General features: G+C 64.0%; 15 protein-coding genes and 2 rRNA genes. 2 read left to right on the forward strand and 15 right to left on the reverse strand.

Translation table 11 applies throughout. The features are described 5' to 3' along the window. Window positions 1–83: 83 nt before the first annotated feature. The 4 genes from LQ955_RS10010 to uraD form a co-directional block, all read right to left on the reverse strand. A 23S ribosomal RNA gene (locus LQ955_RS10010) occupies window positions 84–3,203 on the reverse strand. 444 nt (window positions 3,204–3,647) lie between these two features. After that, window positions 3,648–5,173, reverse strand: a 16S ribosomal RNA gene (locus LQ955_RS10015). Together the 16S and 23S rRNA genes form the textbook arrangement of a ribosomal RNA operon. A gap of 553 nt (window positions 5,174–5,726) precedes the next feature. After that, window positions 5,727–6,068, reverse strand: coding sequence for a hydroxyisourate hydrolase (uraH, locus tag LQ955_RS10020; RefSeq protein ID WP_231028002.1), 342 nt, complete (start codon window positions 6,066–6,068; stop codon window positions 5,727–5,729). Continuing rightward, window positions 6,065–6,553, reverse strand: a complete 489-nt coding sequence (uraD, locus tag LQ955_RS10025; protein WP_231028003.1) for a 2-oxo-4-hydroxy-4-carboxy-5-ureidoimidazoline decarboxylase — start codon at window positions 6,551–6,553, stop codon at window positions 6,065–6,067. Before uraD ends, uraH begins: the two co-directional genes overlap by 4 nt. Window positions 6,554–6,618: 65 nt before the next feature. On the opposite strand from uraD, the gene LQ955_RS10030 reads away from it, so the two are divergent. Further along, a complete protein-coding gene (locus tag LQ955_RS10030; RefSeq protein ID WP_231028004.1) occupies window positions 6,619–7,221 on the forward strand; it encodes a nucleotidyltransferase family protein in 603 nt (200 codons plus the stop codon). Window positions 7,222–7,232: 11 nt separating this feature from the next. Here LQ955_RS10030 and LQ955_RS10035 read toward each other — a convergent pair whose 3' ends face one another. The 4 genes from LQ955_RS10035 to LQ955_RS10050 all read right to left on the reverse strand — a co-directional run bounded on the left by LQ955_RS10035 (window position 7,233) and on the right by LQ955_RS10050 (window position 12,217). Next, on the reverse strand, window positions 7,233–8,120 hold the full coding sequence (locus LQ955_RS10035) for a MurR/RpiR family transcriptional regulator (RefSeq protein WP_231028005.1): 888 nt from the start codon (window positions 8,118–8,120) through the stop codon (window positions 7,233–7,235). A gap of 121 nt (window positions 8,121–8,241) precedes the next feature. Further along, on the reverse strand, window positions 8,242–9,732 hold the full coding sequence (locus LQ955_RS10040; RefSeq protein ID WP_231028006.1) for an allantoate amidohydrolase: 1,491 nt from the start codon (window positions 9,730–9,732) through the stop codon (window positions 8,242–8,244). Then, the gene (locus LQ955_RS10045; RefSeq protein ID WP_390623465.1) at window positions 9,729–10,931 is read right to left on the reverse strand and encodes a pyridoxal-phosphate-dependent aminotransferase family protein; all 1,203 of its coding nucleotides are present in this window, start codon (window positions 10,929–10,931) and stop codon (window positions 9,729–9,731) included. Before LQ955_RS10045 ends, LQ955_RS10040 begins: the two co-directional genes overlap by 4 nt. Before the next feature lie 203 nt (window positions 10,932–11,134). Next, window positions 11,135–12,217, reverse strand: a complete 1,083-nt coding sequence (locus LQ955_RS10050) for an acetamidase/formamidase family protein (protein ID WP_231028008.1) — start codon at window positions 12,215–12,217, stop codon at window positions 11,135–11,137. 116 nt (window positions 12,218–12,333) lie between these two features. Here LQ955_RS10050 and LQ955_RS10055 point away from each other — a divergent pair, with 116 nt between their 5' ends. Then, window positions 12,334–13,059, forward strand: coding sequence for a YoaK family protein (locus LQ955_RS10055; RefSeq protein ID WP_231028009.1), 726 nt, complete (start codon window positions 12,334–12,336; stop codon window positions 13,057–13,059). A 68-nt stretch (window positions 13,060–13,127) separates the two neighbouring features. Here LQ955_RS10055 and LQ955_RS10060 read toward each other — a convergent pair whose 3' ends face one another. The 7 genes from LQ955_RS10060 to LQ955_RS10090 form a co-directional block, all read right to left on the reverse strand. Next, complete coding sequence (locus LQ955_RS10060) at window positions 13,128–14,096, reverse strand: Fpg/Nei family DNA glycosylase (protein ID WP_231028010.1); 969 nt, start codon at window positions 14,094–14,096, stop codon at window positions 13,128–13,130. Window positions 14,097–14,111: 15 nt separating this feature from the next. Beyond that, window positions 14,112–14,837 carry a ribonuclease III gene (gene rnc / locus LQ955_RS10065; protein WP_231028011.1) on the reverse strand — a complete coding sequence of 242 codons (726 nt, stop codon included), beginning with the start codon at window positions 14,835–14,837 and terminating at the stop codon, window positions 14,112–14,114. 17 nt (window positions 14,838–14,854) lie between these two features. Further along, complete coding sequence (gene rpmF, locus LQ955_RS10070) at window positions 14,855–15,058, reverse strand: 50S ribosomal protein L32 (RefSeq protein ID WP_116282206.1); 204 nt, start codon at window positions 15,056–15,058, stop codon at window positions 14,855–14,857. A 3-nt stretch (window positions 15,059–15,061) separates the two neighbouring features. Further along, entirely contained in the window at window positions 15,062–15,658 is a 597-nt protein-coding gene (locus LQ955_RS10075; RefSeq protein ID WP_231028012.1) for a YceD family protein, read from the reverse strand. Between the two features lie 119 nt (window positions 15,659–15,777). Continuing rightward, window positions 15,778–16,725 (reverse strand): LysR family transcriptional regulator, encoded by a 948-nt coding sequence (locus LQ955_RS10080; RefSeq protein WP_231028013.1) that lies wholly within the window; start codon window positions 16,723–16,725, stop codon window positions 15,778–15,780. A gap of 689 nt (window positions 16,726–17,414) precedes the next feature. Next, window positions 17,415–18,749 carry an aspartate aminotransferase family protein gene (locus tag LQ955_RS10085; RefSeq protein WP_231028014.1) on the reverse strand — a complete coding sequence of 445 codons (1,335 nt, stop codon included), beginning with the start codon at window positions 18,747–18,749 and terminating at the stop codon, window positions 17,415–17,417. Window positions 18,750–18,836: 87 nt separating this feature from the next. Beyond that, window positions 18,837–19,991, reverse strand: a complete 1,155-nt coding sequence (locus LQ955_RS10090; RefSeq protein ID WP_231028015.1) for an ABC transporter substrate-binding protein — start codon at window positions 19,989–19,991, stop codon at window positions 18,837–18,839. Between the last annotated feature and the right edge of the window lie 107 nt (window positions 19,992–20,098).

Genomic DNA, 20,098 nt, shown 5'->3' on the forward strand with positions numbered 1-20,098 from the left:
ACCGTATGTCGGGAACCACAGAGTGGACGCGAGTGCCTTTGAGGCAGAAGTTTTTTCAGCCACCCTTTGTGGGGGTGGTGGTGTTGTTGAAGTTGTTGGCTTATTAGTACAGGTCAGCTACACACCTCGTTAGTTGGTGCTTCCACATCCTGCCTATCAACCCAGTAGTCTCCTGGGAGCCTCTCACCATGAATGGTATGGAAATCTCATCTCGAAGCCGGCTTCCCGCTTAGATGCTTTCAGCGGTTATCCGTTCCGAACGTAGCTAATCAGCGGTGCACTTGGCAGTACAACTGACACACCAGAGGTTCGTCCATCCCGGTCCTCTCGTACTAGGGATAGCTCTTCTCAAATTTCCTACGCGCGCAGAGGATAGGGACCGAACTGTCTCACGACGTTCTAAACCCAGCTCGCGTACCGCTTTAATGGGCGAACAGCCCAACCCTTGGGACCTACTCCAGCCCCAGGATGCGACGAGCCGACATCGAGGTGCCAAACCATGCCGTCGATATGGACTCTTGGGCAAGATCAGCCTGTTATCCCCGAGGTACCTTTTATCCGTTGAGCGACAGCGCTTCCACAAGCCACTGCCGGATCACTAGTCCCGACTTTCGTCCCTGCTCGACTTGTCAGTCTCACAGTCAAGCTCCCTTGTGCACTTACACTCGCCACCTGATTGCCAACCAGGTTGAGGGAACCTTTGGGCGCCTCCGTTACTCTTTAGGAGGCAACCGCCCCAGTTAAACTACCCACCATGCACTGTCCCAGAACCCGATCAGGGTTCGTAGTTAGATATCCAGAGTGACCAGAGTGGTATTTCAACAATGACTCCACCAGCACTAGCGTGCCGACTTCACAGTCTCCCACCTATCCTACACAAGCCACACCGAACACCAATACAAAGCTATAGTAAAGGTCACGGGGTCTTTCCGTCCTTCTGCGCGTAACGAGCATCTTTACTCGTAGTGCAATTTCGCCGAGTTCGCGGTTGAGACAGCTGGGAAGTCGTTACGCCATTCGTGCAGGTCGGAACTTACCCGACAAGGAATTTCGCTACCTTAGGATGGTTATAGTTACCACCGCCGTTTACTGGGGCTTAAATTCTGGGCTTCGCATTGCTGCTAACTCTTCCTCTTAACCTTCCAGCACCGGGCAGGCGTCAGTCCGTATACATCGTCTTGCGACTTGGCACGGACCTGTGTTTTTAGTAAACAGTCGCTTCCCACTGGTCTCTGCGGCCCTATCACGCTCCCGGAGTAAATCCGTTCACGATCGGGGCCCCCCTTCTCCCGAAGTTACGGGGGCATTTTGCCGAGTTCCTTAACCACGATTCTCTCGATCTCCTTAGTATTCTCTACCTGATCACCTGAGTCGGTTTGGGGTACGGGCACATGGAACCTCGCGCCGATGCTTTTCTTGGCAGCAGACGATCACTGATTTCCCCACTGAAGGGTACCCATCGAGTCTCAGCCTTATACGAGAGGCGGATTTGCCTACCCCTCGGCCTACATTCTTAGACCGGGACAACCATCGCCCGGCTCAGCTACGTTCCTGCGTCACACCTGTTAATACGCTAACCGCACCACATCGGGTCGCACGCTACGCCGGCACGCCTCACCCCGAAGGGATCGGTCTAACCGGTTTCAGATGCTTAGCATTAGTGGATTGGCTTGGACGGTTCTTCTGCGGTACGGGAATATCAACCCGTTGTCCATCGACTACGCCTGTCGGCCTCGCCTTAGGTCCCGACTTACCCAGGGCGGATTAGCCTGGCCCTGGAAACCTTGATCTTTCGGAGGACGGGTTTCTCACCCGTCTTTCGCTACTCATGCCTGCATTCTCACTCGTGTGGCCTCCACGGCTGGTTTACACCGCCGCTTCGCTGGCCACACGACGCTCTCCTACCCATCCATACGGCTGGACCACGAAGGCCTGCCAAAAATATAAATGCCACAACTTCGGTGGCGTGCTTGAGCCCCGTTACATTGTCGGCGCGGAATCACTTGACCAGTGAGCTATTACGCACTCTTTCAAGGGTGGCTGCTTCTAAGCCAACCTCCTGGTTGTCTATGCAACTCCACATCCTTTCCCACTTAGCACGCGCTTAGGGACCTTAGATGGTGGTCTGGGTTGTTTCCCTCTCGACGATGAAGCTTATCCCCCACCGTCTCACTGCTGCGCTCTCACTTACCGGCATTCGGAGTTTGGCTAACGTCAGTAACCTTTTAGGGCCCATCGGCTATCCAGTAGCTCTACCTCCGGCAAGAAACACGCAACGCTGCACCTAAATGCATTTCGGAGAGAACCAGCTATCACGAAGTTTGATTGGCCTTTCACCCCTATCCACAGCTCATCCCCTCCATTTTCAACTGAAGTGGGTTCGGTCCTCCACGACGTCTTACCGTCGCTTCAACCTGGCCATGGATAGATCACTTCGCTTCGGGTCTAGAACCAGCGACTCAAACGCTCTATTCGAACTCGCTTTCGCTACGCATTCCCCTCACGGGTTAAGCTCGCCACTGATCACTAACTCGCAGGCTCATTCTTCAAAAGGCACGCCGTCACACCAACAAAGGGCGCTCCGACGGCTTGTAAGCAAACGGTTTCAGGTACTATTTCACTCCCCTCCCGGGGTACTTTTCACCTTTCCCTCACGGTACTTGTTCACTATCGGTCATCTGGGAGTATTTAGGCTTATCAGGTGGTCCTGACAGATTCACGCGGGATTTCTCGGGCCCCGCGATACTTGGGATACTCTCCAGGCCATAACCGCATTTCGACTACAGGGCTGGCACCTGCTATGGCTGGGCTTTCAATCCCATTCGTCTATACGGCGCTGTAACCACCAGAACACGGCAGTGCTCTACGGAAAGTCCCACAACCCCGCCCATGCAACCCCTGCCGGGTATCACACACGAACGGTTTAGCCTGATCCGGGTTCGCTCGCCACTACTAACGGAATCACTATTGTTTTCTCTTCCTGTGGGTACTGAGATGTTTCACTTCCCCACGTTCCCTCTACCCGCCCTATATATTCAGGCGGGAGTCACCAGGTCACCTCACGGGCCTGACGGGGTTTCCCCATTCGGAAACCCTCGGATCACAGCTCTATTATCAGCTCCCCGAGGCTTATCGCAGATTTATACGTCCTTCTTCGGCTCCAGATGCCAAGGCATTCACCGTTTGCTCTTAAAAACTTCAAAACAAAACATACACATACAAAGACCAATGTTTATCCCGATCCAAAGACCGGGGAACATTGATTATCAGTCCACAAAACAAGACCCCGAAGGATCAAAATTTCGCGGCTGATGATGCTCGCGTCCACTGTGTAGTTCTCAAAATACGGGCGGCACCCCACACCACAACTCCCCCAAAAGGAAGCCGGCGTGAGGCCCATAAGTTACAAACAACCCTCCATCCGAAGACGAAGAGATGCCCGGTCCCTCAGGACCCAACAGCGTGCACCACACCCACGACACGTGAACATTCCGTTCCAAACCCCGAAGGATCGTACTAAAAACAACCACGCCGTTAAGCGCTTGTCATATGTTCCACCCATGAGCGCCACCAACACATAACTTGCGTTGAAATGACTGTCACTGCAACTCCGCTGTATACAGACGGACAGTGAACGTGCTCCTTAGAAAGGAGGTGATCCAGCCGCACCTTCCGGTACGGCTACCTTGTTACGACTTAGTCCTAATCACCGATCCCACCTTAGACAGCTCCCCCCCTTACGGGTTAGGCCACTGGCGTTGGGTGTTACCGACTTTCATGACTTGACGGGCGGTGTGTACAAGGCCCGGGAACGTATTCACCGCAGCGTTGCTGATCTGCGATTACTAGCGACTCCGACTTCATGAGGTCGAGTTGCAGACCTCAATCCGAACTGAGACCGGCTTTTTGGGATTCGCTCCACCTTACGGTATTGCAGCCCTTTGTACCGGCCATTGTAGCATGCGTGAAGCCCAAGACATAAGGGGCATGATGATTTGACGTCATCCCCACCTTCCTCCGAGTTGACCCCGGCAGTCTCCTATGAGTTCCCACCATAACGTGCTGGCAACATAGAACGAGGGTTGCGCTCGTTGCGGGACTTAACCCAACATCTCACGACACGAGCTGACGACAACCATGCACCACCTGTAAACGAGTGTCCAAAGAGTTGACCATTTCTGGCCCGTTCTCGTTCATGTCAAGCCTTGGTAAGGTTCTTCGCGTTGCATCGAATTAATCCGCATGCTCCGCCGCTTGTGCGGGCCCCCGTCAATTCCTTTGAGTTTTAGCCTTGCGGCCGTACTCCCCAGGCGGGGAACTTAATGCGTTAGCTGCGACACAGAAACCGTGGAATGGCCCCTACATCTAGTTCCCAACGTTTACGGCATGGACTACCAGGGTATCTAATCCTGTTCGCTCCCCATGCTTTCGCTCCTCAGCGTCAGTTACGGCCCAGAGATCTGCCTTCGCCATCGGTGTTCCTCCTGATATCTGCGCATTCCACCGCTACACCAGGAATTCCAATCTCCCCTACCGCACTCTAGTCTGCCCGTACCCACTGCAAGCCCGAGGTTGAGCCTCAGGATTTCACAGCAGACGCGACAAACCGCCTACGAGCTCTTTACGCCCAATAATTCCGGACAACGCTTGCACCCTACGTATTACCGCGGCTGCTGGCACGTAGTTAGCCGGTGCTTTTTCTGCAAGTACCGTCACCCCGAAAGGCTTCTTCCTTACTAAAAGAGGTTTACAACCCGAAGGCCGTCATCCCTCACGCGGCGTTGCTGCATCAGGCTTTCGCCCATTGTGCAATATTCCCCACTGCTGCCTCCCGTAGGAGTCTGGGCCGTGTCTCAGTCCCAGTGTGGCCGGTCACCCTCTCAGGCCGGCTACCCGTCGTAGGCTTGGTGAGCCATTACCTCACCAACAACCTGATAGGCCGCGAGTCCATCTCCAACCAAAAAATCTTTCCACCAACAAACCATGCGGCTGAAGGTCGTATCCGGTATTAGACGTCGTTTCCAACGCTTATCCCAGAGTCAAAGGCAGGTTACTCACGTGTTACTCACCCGTTCGCCACTAATCCGCTAGCAAGCTAGCATCATCGTTCGACTTGCATGTGTTAAGCACGCCGCCAGCGTTCGTCCTGAGCCAGGATCAAACTCTCCGTAAATGCTTACGCGCCACACCACCCACGGGAATCGAAGGCAATGCGACAAGTTTGATGCTGACAGAACAAATCATTACTGACTTGCTTGTCCGCAACCACCCCAAAGGGCAGCTGCTAATTTCAATTTCCCAAAGGAACCCGGACACCACCAAAGCGATGCCACGGGAATTTGGCATATGACAATTGTGCACACTGTTGAGTTCTCAAAGATCGGACACACCCGAACCATCCCCCACTCACGCAGGACCCGGCTCCGGGGCAACTTCACTATCTTATCACTTGCCGCATCCGTGTCAAATCGAGGCATTTGGCCAACCTCTCGAGAGAGGCGTCGCCAAGAACCCAGAACTGAAGGTTGCGGAAGGTGTTTTACATCTCCCGCCGAGAGACAGAGTTCTACGAGAGAATCTGTACTGCTTGGGGTTTGATGGCCCCCGCTTGAGGCCCAGAAGCGCTTCGGCTTTCCGGCACCTTTGGGGTGACGAGTAGTTACTCTATGGGCTTTTTGGCCACCATGCAAATCGAGGCCGAGAAGCCCGGAATCACGCGGAATTCGTCAACTTCCGCGGTACGTGGAGTACGCGAATGGGCTCAGCAGAAGAGGGATGTGATAGTGCTCCGCTTCGTTCTGCAAGACGAACGTGATGGCCACTTCCGGGTAGAAGGCGCTCTGACCTTGTGCGCTGAAATAGCTGGCCGTATCGAAGGTCACTCGATAGAGACCCGCCGCCAGAGCCTCGGGGCCGAGGTTCGACACGCGTCCGTCGGCGTCGGTGATGCCTGAGGCAACGATCATCCACTGCCCGCCGGCGGCGGATTCGAGAGAGATCGGCACACCCTCTGCCGGTCGGCCGACGGTCGAGTCGAGAACGTGCGATGTGACATGGCTGCGAGTCATAACGAATGCTCCTCGTAGATCGAGCGAAGGCGTAGCTGCGCGATGTCGAGCAGCTCAGAACCGACGATAACCCGTTCGGTCTGGTCGTCGAGGCTGAGACGGCGGCGCAGCTCGCCGAGAATCTCGGGCCTGGTTCGGCCCGCAGCGCGGATGAGAAAGACCCGGCCGAACCGCTCTTCGTAGGCGACGTTGCCCTCGGCTATCGCCAGATTCACGCTCGCATCGTCGTCGCCCAGCGACGCCTGCTCCTTACGGGAGAACTCGGCTGCGGCCGTATCTGCCGCGTGCCTCTCGCCGATGCGCGGATGATCGGCCATCGCCTGGTCGATCTCGCTCGTGCTGAGCGGGCCTGCGTCTCGCGCGGCGGCGAGCAGTGCATCCAGATCGCCGAATGGCGCCTTTGCCGACACCTCGTCGACCCAGCGATCCACATTCAGGCACGAACGCAGCAAGTCACGCAGCTCTGGGGGCGGCAGGTTCAGCACGGCTCCTCCTTGCGTAGACGAGTGTCAGCCGCTTTCAGCCTAGCGGGGCGATCTACGATGAGCAGGTGACAGACCACCGCGTGACCGGACTGCTGCTGGCTGCGGGCGGCGGCAGCAGAATGGGCATGCCGAAAGCGCTCGTTCGGGGCGGTGACGGCGTGCCGTGGGTAGTGCGGAGTGTGCGGCTGCTGATGGCCGCCGGATGCTCGCCGGTCGTGGTGGTCGTGGGAGCCCGCGCTTCCGAGGTCGAGGCTTTGCTCGCGCTTGAGTTCGGCCCTCGCTCTGCGGTTGTCGTGGCCCATGCAGAGGAGTGGGCCTCGGGCATGGCTGCGTCACTGCGTGCCGGCTTGGCAGCGGTCGCGCACGAGAAATCGTCGCCGATCGGGGTGCTGGTGACCCTCGTCGATCTTCCCGAGCTGACCGTCGAAGCGCTCGAGCGCGTGTTGTCACGGGCACGCGCGAACGAGCACCCTGAGAGCGCGCTGGTGAGGGCGGCGTACGACGGAATGCCCGGGCATCCGGTGTTCATCGGGCGCCGACACTGGGCCGCCGTGGCCGCCGACGTCAGCGGCGACGCGGGAGCCGGGCGCTACCTCCGCGCGCACAATGCTCAGCACGTCGATTGCAGTGACCTCGGCGGAGGGGACGACCGGGACACCGCGCGCTGAGAACGCGAAAGCTACTCGAGCTCGTTGAGGTCGCCGTAGAGGCGGTTGATGGAGGAGATGCGGGAGCGAGTACCGCGGGCCGCGACTCCGAGGGTCTCGCTGGCGAGCAGGGCGACGAGGCTGTTCGCGGCGGCATAGCTGTCGAGGGCTGTGACGCTGTCGACGGGGCAGTCCAGCCAGACGGTGGAGTGGGGGGCGTAGCGTGCGGCGGAGGAATCGCCGATCAGCACGACGGGTACGCTCAACTGCCGCAGGGCATCAACTACGCCGGTGAAGCCGTGCGGACGGCGGCGGAAGCCGACGACGATGGCCGCGTCGTCGGGGCCGAGGCCGACGAGCTCTTCACCGATCGACTGCGCGGGCTGGGGGGCGAGGCGAACGTCGCCCAGTCCTTGGATGAGCTGCTGCCGCAGGTGCAGGGCGACGGGGTACGAATTGCGCAGGCCGATCACCACGACGCGGCGGGCACGGGCCAGCAGGGCGGCCGCGGCATCCAGTCGGCCGTCGGTCACGGCTTCGAGGGCGCGCTGGATGTTCGACCGCTCTTGCTCGAGGTGCGCCTCGAGCGCCGCTCTGCCGTGATCCAGTTCGAGGTTCGGGCCGCCTGAGCCGAGGGCGATTCCGCCGAGGGGGACGCCCTCGCTACGCAGGGCGCGAGCGTGATCGCGCACTTCTTGCGCGTCGGTGAAGCCGAGGCTGCGAAACAGTCGGCTCACGGTCGCCTTCGAGACACCGCTGAGGCGGGCGAGCTCGCTGGCGTTGTACACGGCGAGATCGTCGATGTGATCGAGAATGAAGTCGGCCGCCCGCTGCTCTTGCGGCGAGAGCTCGGCGTACGAGTTGTCGATGCGCTGCCCGATCGGCGCCGCCGCCGACTGCGCTTCGGGGGCGGCGGTCACCTCTGCGCTCCGGCCGCGGGGCTAGATCGAGCTGCGGGTTTGTGCGGGTGGCGCGGGTGTAGACCCGCACAAAGTCGCAGCTCGATGAGGTGGAGAGGTGCCACGAGGCTGGTTGGGCGAGTCACGCGAGCACCGGGGGGTCGACGGCGAGGGGCATCTGCGCGGCGAGCGAGAGAACGGCCTGCTCGAAAGCATCGGTGGCGAGGGCGACGTCGGCCGCCTCGACGTGCTCGTCGGGGTGGTGGCTGACGCCGCCGCGGCAGCGGATGAACAGCATCGCGATGTCGGTGACGTCGGCTACGGCCATTCCGTCGTGCCCGGCGCGGCTGAGCAGCAGTTTGGGCTCGGGGTTGCCGGTCGAGTGGATGCCAGCCGCGATCGCCTCGCGCAGGTGCGGGCTGCACACCACGGCTGGGGCGTTATGCGTCTGCCGCACGGTGAAAGTGAGGTCGCGTGCCTGGCACGTGGCGGCGATGTTCGCGTTGATCTCGGACCACACGTGGTCGCGCTCGTCGTCGAACTCTCCGCGCAGGTCGAGGCTGAGCTCGACGCGGCCGGGGATGACGTTGACCGCGTTCGGGAACACCTCGAGGTGGCCGACGGTCGCGATCAGGCCTGCGAAGCGGGCGGTGGTCTCGATCATGGTGACGATCTCTGCGGCGCCGGCCAGGGCATCCTTTCGCCGGTCGAACGGAGTGCCGGAGTGACCGGCGTGGCCGTTGATGGTGATGGCGAAGCGGCGGGCGCCCGCGATCGAGGAGACGATGCCCAGAGCGTGACTCGCCTCTTCGAGATAGGGGCCCTGCTCGATGTGCGCTTCGAGGTAGGCGACGAGAGATTCGGGGGTGCGTGCCGCGTCGGTGAGCTTCTCGGGGTCGAGCCCGAACGCACGATAGGCCTCGCGCAGGGTGACGCCCTGCTCGTCGGTGAGGTCGAGCCAGTTCGGGTCGAAGGTGCCCGCGAGCGCGCGGCTGCCGAGCAAAGCGCGGCCGAAGCGGGTGCCCTCTTCGTCGCCGAAGGCCACGACCTCGAGCGCAAACGGCAAGCGGATGCCCGCCGAATGAATACGATCGACCACCGCGATGGCGGTCAGAACACCGAGAATGCCGTCGTAGCGCCCCGCGGAAGGAACGGTGTCGAGGTGCGATCCGAGCAGAACGGCGGGCAGACCCGGAACGGCGCCCTCGAGGCGGCCGCACTGGTTGCCGGCGGCGTCTTGCCAGGTGGTCATGCCGGCCTCGATCATCCAGCCGGCGGCGAGCGCGTTGACCGCGCGGTGCTCGTCGGTGAGGTAGACGCGGCGGATGAGTCCGTTCGGCAGGGTGCTGTAGCTCGCGAGCTCGTCGCAGCGGGCGAGCAGGGAGAGGGCGCCGGTGCGGTCGACTACGGCGGCGGTCGCCGGGGCGCTGACGGTCGTGGGCCTGGCGTCGGTCGTAGACGCGGCGCCGGAGGCGTCGGTGGCGTCGGTCGTAGACGCGGCGCCGGAGGCGTCGGTGGCGTCGCTCGTAGACGCGGCGCCGGAGGCGTCGGTGGCGTCGCTCGTAGACGCGGCGCCGGAGGCGTCGGTGGCGTCGCTCGTAGACGCGGCGCCGGAGGCGTCGGTGTCGGTCATACGGCCTCGGCTTCGGTGAACTCCGGGGCGGTCGCCGCAGAGTCGGCATGGGCGTCGGTGTAGAAGTCGTAGGCGGCCCCGACTCCCCCACCGGCCGCGACAGGTGCGCCCGCGCGGCGCAACACCTGCTCGAGTGCCGAAAGCGTGGTGAGCACGGTGTCTTTGCGGGCGTTGTAGCCCATGGTTCCGATGCGCCAGACCTTGCCGTGCAGCGGGCCGAAGCTGGTTCCGATCTCGATGCCGAAGTCGTCGAGCAGCTCGCCGCGTACCGCGTCACCGGCGACTCCCTCGGGGATGTAGACCGCGGTGACGTTGTTCATGAGGTACCGCTCGTCGCCGAAGATACGCAGGCCGAGCCCGCGGAGGCCTTCGCGCATGGCGCCGCCGTGCATCCGGTGCCGCTCGACGGCGGCATCGATGCCTTCGTCGACGAGCAGCCGCGCGCATTCGCGTGCGCCGTAGAGCATGGAGGTGGCCTCGGTGTGGTGGTTGAGGCGTTTGGCGCCCCAGTAGTCGAAGATCATTGAGAGGTCGAAGTAGTTCGAGCGGATGGGGGTGGCCGATCCAAAGGGAGACAGCACAGGGTCGCCCTCCGAACGGATGCCCGCCTCGATGCTCTTGCGCGAGTTGATGAGCTCGACGGCTTTGGCCGAGAAGGTGGCCGGCGCAGATCCCGAGGGGCCGCCGAGGCACTTCTGCAGGCCGGCGGTCACGGCGTCGAGGCCCCAGGCGTCGGTCTGGAAGGTGTTTCCGGCGAGCGAGGCGGTGACGTCGGTGTAGAACAGCACTCCGTGTTCGCGGCAGATGGCGCCGAGTTCGTCGAGCGGCTGAGCGACGGTCGTGGAGGTGTCGCCGTGCACGATAGCGAGCAGCTTCGGCTTGGTCTCGATGATGGCTTGCTCGATCTGCTCGGGCGTGAAGACGGTGCCCCACTCGACTTCGCGCACGTGCACTTCGGCTCCGCAGCGCTCAGCAATTTCGCGCAGCAAGTGCCCGAATCGGCCGAAGACGGCCACCAGAACGCGGTCTCCGGGCTCGATCATGCTCACGAGCGCGGCCTCGATGCCGGCGCGCGAGGTGCCGTCGATGAGCAGCGTCTGCTCGTTCTGCGTCTTGAAGACGTCGCGGTAGAGGCCCATCGTCTCGGTCATGTACGCCGTCATCGCCGGGTCGTATTGCCCCACGAGCTGCGCTGACATCGCCCGCAGCACCCTCGGGTCTGCGTTGATGGGGCCGGGGCCCATGAGCAGGCGCGCGGGTGGGTTGATGGGCTGACTGGTGATGACGACTCCTCGTGCGATGTGTGAAGGTTGTGCGGCTACCGGATGCTCTGAATCAGGTGTTTCAAGGTTCTAGTATATGCAACACGTGTTTCACGGGTGTTACGCGGAGTGCAACGGCGTCACGTGAAGTCAGCCACGCGGATGCGGGCGTGCACTCCCTTCACGATGTCGACCACCTGCGAGATGTTGAAGTCGGTCGCCGCGCTGAGGTACGCGTAGGCCAGGTGCGAGTCCATGCCGTAGCGAGCGCCGAGCAGCGAGATCGCTGCGCGAACGCAGTGCTGCACGGCCTCGTCGAGGTCCACGCTCATGCCTGTGGGTACGAGAAACTCGGAGGTTTCGGCGAGCGGGCCGACCAGGTGGCCGAACTGCTGCAGAGCATCCGCTTGGGTGACGACCTCGAAGCGCACGGTGACGCGCAGCGACGCCTCCATGGCGGTGAGGGCGACCTCGCCGTCGCCCTGTGCGAAGTGCGGGTCGCCGACGTAGGCGAGTGCGCCCTCGACCTGCACCGGCAGGTACAGCGAGTTACCGGCGGTCAGCAGGTTGATGTCGATGTTGCCGCCGTGCGGGCCGGGCGGTACCGAGTGCGGTCGGGTGTCTCCCGAGACAGCGACGCCCATGATGCCGAGGAACGGGGCGAGCGGGAATCGCACCGAGCGGGCGCCGCCTACGACGAGTGGAAGTGCTCCGACCCGGCGGCCGTCGGGGTCTTCGTCGACCTTGGCGAACGCGCTGACGGTTTCGAGCCCGACGGGGAATTCGCCGGGAAGCGCGCCGCGCCCGTGCCGGTTCGAGATGACGCCGTAGGGCACCCGCGGCAGGGCCTCGACGAGGGTCATCTTGAGCAGGTCGCCGGGGCGGGCTCCGCGAATGCGGATGGGTCCGGTGATGACGTGCGGGCCGTCGACGGCCCGATCGCGCGGGTAGTCCGAGGCGGCCAGGGCGACGGCATCGGCGAGCACCCCGTCGGGGTCGACTCCGTGGCTGCCGAAGTAGCGGCGCGGATCGCGGCCCTGGTCTTCGAGCACACCCTCGTGACTGAGGGTGTCGATGGTGACCTCGTCGCCCGAATCGACCTCGAGCACGGCAGCGTCGGCCGCGCAGGGCAAGCGGCCCCAGAGAACATTGCGACCGGTGGCGGGCAGATAGTGTTGTGAGCGGATCGCGCCGGCCTCTGGCTGGAGTGGATCGAGAATCATGTCAGATCTGCCTTCTGGTCTGCGTCGGTCTGCCCCGGCCTTCGCAGGCCTGCGCTTCTGCCTCTGATCGGGCTACTCGCCCGACGTTTCGACATTACCGTGACAAGGATTCGCCCGTGTTTCGACGCCTCAGCAGCAACACCGACAACCTGCACCTCGGACTCATGCTCGCGCTCACGTTCTCAACCGGCGTGGTCGACGCTGTCGGGTACCTCGGGCTCGACCGGGTGTTCACAGGCAACATGACGGGCAACGTCGTGATTCTCGGTATGGCGCTGGCTGGGGCGGATGGTCTGCCGATCATCGGGCCGGTCATCGCCTTGCTCAGCTTCATGCTGGGTGCGGTGATCGCCGGGCGGGTTCTTCGGCCGGTCAAAGACGGCTGGACTTCGCGCAGCACCGGGCTCTTGACGACCGTCGCCGTGATCATGGTGGCGCTGGCCATCACGCTGATTGTCTACGGCAGCACTCCCCCGCAACCGCAGGAGTACATCGTCACGATGTTCTTGGCCATCGGAATGGGAATACAGGCCGGTACGGCACGACACCTGGGCGTGAAAGACGTGACGACGGTGGTCGTGACGTCGACGATCACGGGGTTCGCTGCCGATTCACGTCTGGCCGGCGGTAAGGGGCAGCCCTGGTTTCGTCGCGGGGCCGCGATCGTGCTGATCGCCTGCGGCGCGGCGACGGGTGCCCTGCTGCTCCGGCTCGGGCTGGGGTGGGGAGTGTCGCTGACGGCGCTGATCACGGTGATCGTGGCCATCCTCGGCCACGTCGGCGCGCGCGAGACCGCGCGGCGCGTGGCAGCCGACGTCGACGCTCCCACCCCCGCCCCCTAACGATCTCGCGCGTCGATTTCGGCCGGTTCATCGGCGGGATAGCGGCAGAAATCGACGCGCGAGATTTCTCAGCGGGGGTTGCGGAGGCGTTGACAGTGGGGGCAGAAGTGCGAGCCTCTGTTCATGAAGTTCTCGCGGACGACGAGGGTGCCGCAGCGGGGGCAGGGTTTGCCCTGCTGGCCGTAAACGTTGAGCGAGTGCGAGAAGTACCCTGACGCACCGTTGACGTTCACGTAGGTGGCGTCGAAACTCGTGCCACCCTCGGCCAGCGCCTTGGTGAGCACGAGCCTTATCTCCGTGAGCAGCAGCCGCGCACGCCGTGTGCCGAGCGAAGAGGTCGGCTGCGCGTAGTGGATCTTCGCCGCCCACAGCGCCTCGCCGGCGTAGATGTTGCCGATGCCGCTGACCAGCGTCTGGTCGAGCATCGCGCGCTTGATGCCGGTGTTCTTGCGCTTGAGCGCGGCGAAGAAAGCGCGGTCGTCGAAGGCCGGGTCGAGTGGATCGCGGGCGATATGGGCGACCTGGCTGGGCACCGCGGCGAGCCACGCGGGGGGCTCCGTCAATGATGTGCTGGCGGCCGCGGAAGAGGGGGGCCAGCCGCGCTCGAGACCGGGGCCCGAGTAGCCGCCCGCACGGGCATCCGGTGTCGGCAGCAGGGTGTCGACCGCCATCGAGCCGAAGATGCGCTGGTCGACGAAGTTGACCCAGTACTCTCCGAGCTGCGGATGCTCGATGCCGAGCCGAATGCGCAGCAGGCCGTTCTCGGCGGTGCCCGGTTCGCGCAGAAGTACTTGCCCGCTCATTCCGAGGTGGGTGACGAGGGCGGCGCCCGAGCTCAGCGGAAACCAGAGGAACTTTCCGCGGCGCACGGCCGCGAGCATCCGGTTGCCTGTCAAGAGCGTCTCGAACTCGCCGGCCGCGGGTGCGTGCCGCTTGAGCGAGCGCTGGTCGAATACCTCGACCCCCGTGACGAGGGCACCGGTCACGGCGGGTTCGAGGCCGGCGCGCACGACCTCGACTTCGGGCAGCTCAGGCACGGTCGACCGGTGCGCTCACGCGCGGTCGGCGAGCAATTGCTGCGCCTGGCGCGCGGCTACCGACTCGGCCTGCTTCTTGCTCGAGCCTTCGCCGACGCCCGTGACGAGGTCACCGATACTCACGGTCGCGACGAAGACCTTGCGGTGATCGGGGCCCGACTCGGTGATCTCGTACTGCGGGGCCTCTTCGCCGAGTGTCGCAGCGAGTTCTTGCAGGGTGGTCTTCGGGTCCATGGACTCGCCGAAGGTATCGGGGTTCTCGATGAGAGGCTCCACCAGACGCAGCACCAGCGCCGTTGCGGTGTCACCGCCGAGGCCGAGATAGGTGGCGCCGATCAGCGCCTCGACCGTGTCGGCCAGAATCGACGCCTTTTCGCGGCCGCCGGTCAGCACCTCGCCGCGGCCGAGGTGGATGTACGCGCCGAGGCCGATCGTCTTGCCGATGCCGGCGAGAGCCACCGTCGACACGAGGCTCGCGCGGCGCTTGGCCAGCTCACCCTCGCCGAGGTCGGGGTAGCGGTTGTAGAGCATCACCGTGACGGCCTGGCCGAGAATCGAATCGCCGAGAAACTCGAGGCGCTCGTTCGTGGCGACGCCGCCGTGTTCGTACGACCAGGAGCGGTGGGTTAGAGCGAGGTGCAGCAGATCATCCGGAATCTGAACCTGCAGGGTCGCCAAAAGGCGCGTTCTGTCTAACGCCGTCTCGGACTTGGCCGCCGCGGATTTTTCAGAACGCGCCATTCGGTAGGAACCGAAGCCTATACGTCGGCGACCTTGCGGCCCTTGTATTCAAGGAACAGCGCGGTGCCGGCGGAGTCTTCGACAACCTTGGCGCGGTGCGGAAGGCTGTAGGTGGTCTTGCCGTTCTCGATGGTCTTGACGAGCGTGGGGGCGGTCGCCTTCCACTGTGCGCGGCGCATGCGGGTCGAGGCCCGCGACATCTTTCGCTTGGGTACAGCCATGAGCTAACTCTTCTCTATCTCGGCCCCGGACGGCGATTCTGCGTCGGGCGCGTGGTTTGTGGATGCTTCTGACTCGTTCGGTTCCAGCAGACCTGCGAGCGCAGACCAGCGGGAATCAATGAGCTCCTGCGGCGGGCGTTCGGGCAGATCTTCGAGTCGCTCACCCGTGACGGGGTCGAGACCAGGGCAATCTGGCCGGCAAACCGGTTGGAACGGGAGTGCGAGAACAACCGCATCCCTGATCAGAGGTTCAAGGTCGACGTGGTCGCCGATCACCTCATAATCAAAAGCTTCGTCATGAGAATACGCGAAAAGCTCCGCAAACTCGACTCGAACGGGCAAAGTGATGTCTTTGAGGCATCTGCCGCACACTCCGACGGCCTCGCCATCGACTCTGGCCGTGGCCAGAATGCCGTCGTGCAGGGACTCCAGACGCAGGTCGATGTCGAGCACACTGCCCTGTTCGACCGCCACGAGGCCCTCGCCCAGTTTCTCCGGCACAACGAGTTCGAGTTCGCGTTCGCGCAGCTCGCCGGGCTGATGCATCAGATCCCAGACGTTGACCGTGAACGGGGTCTTGTTGAATTTGTTCACGGTCATTGAGTTTACATTGGTGTTGCTGGTGGTCGGCGGGTGGGGTCAGGTCTGGCCTGGCCTGGTCTGGTCTGGCCTGGTCTGGTCGGTGCGCGTCAGGTCTGGTCGGTGCGGTGCGGGTCGGGTCACGGGATGATCGTGGGGTTCGCCTCGCGGATCGCTGCGGATTCGGCTCGCAGGGCATCCACTACCGTTCGCACGGCGAGGCGCTCGGCGCGGTCGGGGCGCATCAGCGCATAGATGTGACGCTCGGCGCGCACTCCGGTGAGCGGTTTGAGCGAGATGCGTTGCGACATGGTGCTCGAGGTGAGGTAGGCGCCGCCCGCGGTGTAGCGGGGCAAGATGGCGATGCCGAGTCCCGCGGCCACGAGCGCCTCGGTGACGCGGGTGTCGGCGAAGCGCTGCACGATGTTCACCGGAGCGCCGGCCGCAGCCGAGATGTCGTAGAGCGTCTGTTCGAACGGGTAGCCCCAGGGCACGCCGATCCACTGGTCGCCGACGAGATCGGTGGGGCTCACGCTCGGTTCGCCGGCAAGCGGATGCCCGGGCGGCAGTGCCACGTCGAGGGGCTCCGTCATCAGATGTACCACCTCGAGGCCACGGCCCTGCCAGAGCGCCGGCGGCCGGGAAGGGGCGTGCGCGATGACGATGTCGAAGTCGTTCGTGAGGTCGGGAAAATGCTCGGAGACGGGGTCGCGGTCGCTGGCGTGCAGGGTCAGCCCGGACTGGCGGGAGAGGCGGTGCAGCACGCCGGGGAGCAGCATCTGGCCGCCGGTGGGAAAGGTAGCGAGAGAGACCTCGCCGGTGGGGTCGTGGCGGAACTCGTCCCACAGAGCGTCGGCGCGCTCGATGGCGACGGCGATGTCGGCGGCGCTGCGGGCCAGGGCGCGGCCGGCGTCAGTAAGCACAATGCCGCGGCCTGCCTTCTCGGTGAGCGGAAGCCCGGCCTCGCGCTCGAGCACGCGCAGCTGTTGCGACACGGCGGAGGGGGTGCGATGCGTCGCGCGCGCCACCTCAGTGATGCTGCCGCGCTCCGCGAGCTCACGCAGCAGCTCGAGTCGGCGCACGTCCATGTAGCGACGCTACCGCGTCGCGGCGGCTTGCGCGGGCGACGCTACCGCGTCGCGGCGGTTCGTGCGGGCGACGCTGCCAAGTTGAGGCGGTTCTGCGTGCGGCGACAACGACGCTTTACGCATCCGATCCCAACTCGCTCCACGCCCGAACCCACTCCGCGCCCCACCTGGCGCGTGAGAGCGAGTGTTTCGGACGAGAGCGACCGGCGCGGCGGCTCATCTCGTCCGAAACACTCGCTCTCGGCAACGACGGGCGAGCTGCCGCGTACGGGTGGCCAGCGAGAGATGCTGGTGCGGACGAGAGAAGCTGTAGCAACGGCTTCTCTCGTCCGCACGAACTTCTCTCACGGGGTGGGGCGGGTCGGCGGGTGGGTCAGGGCGGGCGCGGGCCGGCGGCGAAGCGGCGGCCCGGGGTCAGGCGTGGGCGGGGTGGCGGCGAAGCGGCGGCCGGGTCAGGGCAGGCGCGGGTCGGCGGCGAAGTGGCGGGCAGGTCAGGCGGACGCGGGGTGGGGGCGGATCAGCGGGCAGGTCAGGCGGGGGCGGGGCAGGGGCGGATCAGCGGGCGGGTCAGGGCGGGCGCGGGTCGGGGGCGAAGCGGGGGCCCGGGGTCAGACGGGCGCGGGTCGCCGGCGAAGCGGGGGCCCGGGGTCAGACGGGCGCGGGTCGACGGCGACGCGGGGGCCCCGGGGTCAGGCGGGGGTGGACAGAGCGGCGAGGGCCTCGTCGACGATGGCGAGGGCCTGGGCGCACTCGGCGTCGGTGACGACACAGGGGGGCACGATGTGCAGGCGGTTGTCGGCGAAGAACGGCAGGAGGCCGCGCGCGAGGAGGGCCGACTTCAGCTCGCCGATGACTGCTGCCGACACCGGCTCGCGGGTCGTCGCGTCGGCGACGAGGTCGAGCGCCCAGAACACTCCGAGGCCGCGCACCTCGCCGATGATCTCGTACTTCGAGGCGAGCTCGCGAAGGCCCGGGCCGAGCACGTCGCATCCGATGCGCGCGGCGTTGTCAACGATGCCCTCGTTCGCCATGGCGTCGAGTGCCCCGATGATCGACGCCATGGCGAGCGGATGCCCGGAATAGGTCAAGCCGCCCGGGAACACCTGCTCGTCGAACTGTTCGGCGATGAAGGGCGGAATGATGACCCCGCCGACCGGCACGAAGCCGGAGTTGACACCCTTGGCGAACGTGATGAGGTCGGGAACGACCGGCTCGTCGACGAGCCCCAGCGACTGGAAGGCGAACCAGCCGCCGGTGCGCCCGAACCCGCTCATCACCTCGTCGAAGATGAGCAGAATGCCGTATTTGTCAGCCAAGGCGCGAACACCGGCGAGGTAGCCCGGCGGCGGTACGAGCACGCCCGCCGTGCCGGGAATCGTCTCGATGAGAATCGCCGCGATCGACGATGAGCCCTCGGACTGGATGACGCGCTCGAGGTGGTGCAGCGCGCGCTGCGACTCCTGCTCGGGCGAGGTCGACCAGAACTCCGAACGGTAGGCGAAAGGCCCGAAGAAGTGCACGTGGCCGCGCGCGTACTCGTTCGGCACCCGCCGCCAGTCGCCGGTTGCGACCACGGCAGCCCCGGTGTTGCCGTGGTACGAGCGGTACATCGACAGCACCTTGTCGCGCCCGGTGTGCAAGCGCGCCAGCCGGATGGCGTTCTCGTTGGCATCGGCGCCGCCGTTGGTGAAGAAGACCTTGCTGAACTCGTCGCCGGCTCGCTCGAGAATGCGCTGCGCCGCCTGCCCTCTGGCGAGGTTCGCATGCGCGGGGGCGACCGTGGTGAGGATGTCGGCCTGCTGCTGGATCGCCGCGACGACCGCAGGGTGCTGATGGCCGATGTTCACGTTGACGAGCTGGCTCGAGAAGTCGAGGTAGGTGTTGCCGTCGAAATCCCAGACGGTGCTGCCGAGACCGCCCGCGATGACCATGGGCTTCAGCGCGGCTTGAGCCGACCAGGAGTGGAAGACGTGCGCGCGGTCGAGTTCGAGGGCGAGTCGGCCGTCGTCGGGTGAGAGGTTCACGGTGGTGCTTTCTTTCGATGGTGGTGAGTTCGGGCATCCGCTGCCCTGCAGCGAGTGGATGCCCGAACCCGGGTGGTGACGGTGAACTTACTTGCCGCCCTCGGTGAGGGTGACCGTGATGGGCTTGAACGAGGTGCCGGTGACGTCGACGCCCTCGGACTTCAGCGCGTCGAGCGCCTTATTCACATAGGTGTTGTCGTACGCGTCGGCATCGGGTTCTTTGGTGATGACGGTGCTTCCTTCGAGGTTCTTGGCGTTCATGGCGACGTTCACAGTCTGCGCCCACGAGTCGGCGTTGACCACACCGATTCCGTCAGGGGAGGGCCAGATGAGCTTGTTGATCTCGTTGGTCATCCAGAGCTGGTGGCTCGCGCCGAGCTGAGACCCCGCCGCCACGACGATGTCGGACGCCTTCTGGGGGTTGTCGCGGGCGTAGACCCAGCCTTTCAGGCCCGCGGTGAGGAACTTGACCGTCGTGTCTTGGTACGCCGGGTCGCTTTTCAGCTTCTCGGTGTTGGCCCAGATGGCGTCTTGCAGCATCGCGGTGCCCTCGGTATTCCAGTCGATGACGTTGAGGTCGCTCGGCTGGTAGAGCTTGCCCGTGGCCGGGTTCACCGTTTCGAGAATCTGCGCATACTCGTTGTAGGTCTCGGCCTGCGCCGCGTCGATCGACCCGTCGAGCAGGCCCGACTCGTCGAACGCCTGCTGCACGAGCTGCACGTCGGTCGCAGGGTCGAGCCCGGCCTTGGTGATGCCGGCGAACATCTCGAACTCGTTGCCGTAGCCCCAGTTGCCGACGATCTTGCCCTTGAGATCGGCCGCGGTCTTGATGTTCTTGTCGGCCATCGAGACCTGCAGGGTGCCCGAGCGCTGGAAGATCTGGCCCACATCGGTGATGCCGGCGCCCTGCTCGCGCGAAGCCAGCGCCTTCGGCACCCACGCGACGGCGTAGTCGACCGCGCCATCGGCGAGTTGGGTCTGCGGCACGATGTCGGTGCCGCCTTCGACGATGGTCACGTCGAGACCTTCGTCTTTGAAATAACCCTGGTCGAGAGCCGCGTAATACCCGGCGAACTGCGCCTGGGTGAACCACTGCAACTGGAGCTTGACCGGGGTGAGGGCGCCACCGCTGCTGCTTGCGGCCGGGGTGGAACTGCTCGAACTCGAGCAGCCCGAGAGAATCAGGGCTGCCGAGGCGGCGATGGCCGCCACGCCGAGGGTGATGCGTTTGCTGTGTTTCATTTCTCCTCCTTCAGTGATGATGCTGGGTGTGGGGGTGATCCTTTTGGTGCGATGGAACATCTGTGGAGAACCGCGAGTGAGCGGTTGCTGTGCAAACGGGGCCGGCG

It is taken from the genome of Subtercola endophyticus, from assembly GCF_021044565.1.
Classification (GTDB): domain Bacteria; phylum Actinomycetota; class Actinomycetes; order Actinomycetales; family Microbacteriaceae; genus Subtercola; species Subtercola endophyticus.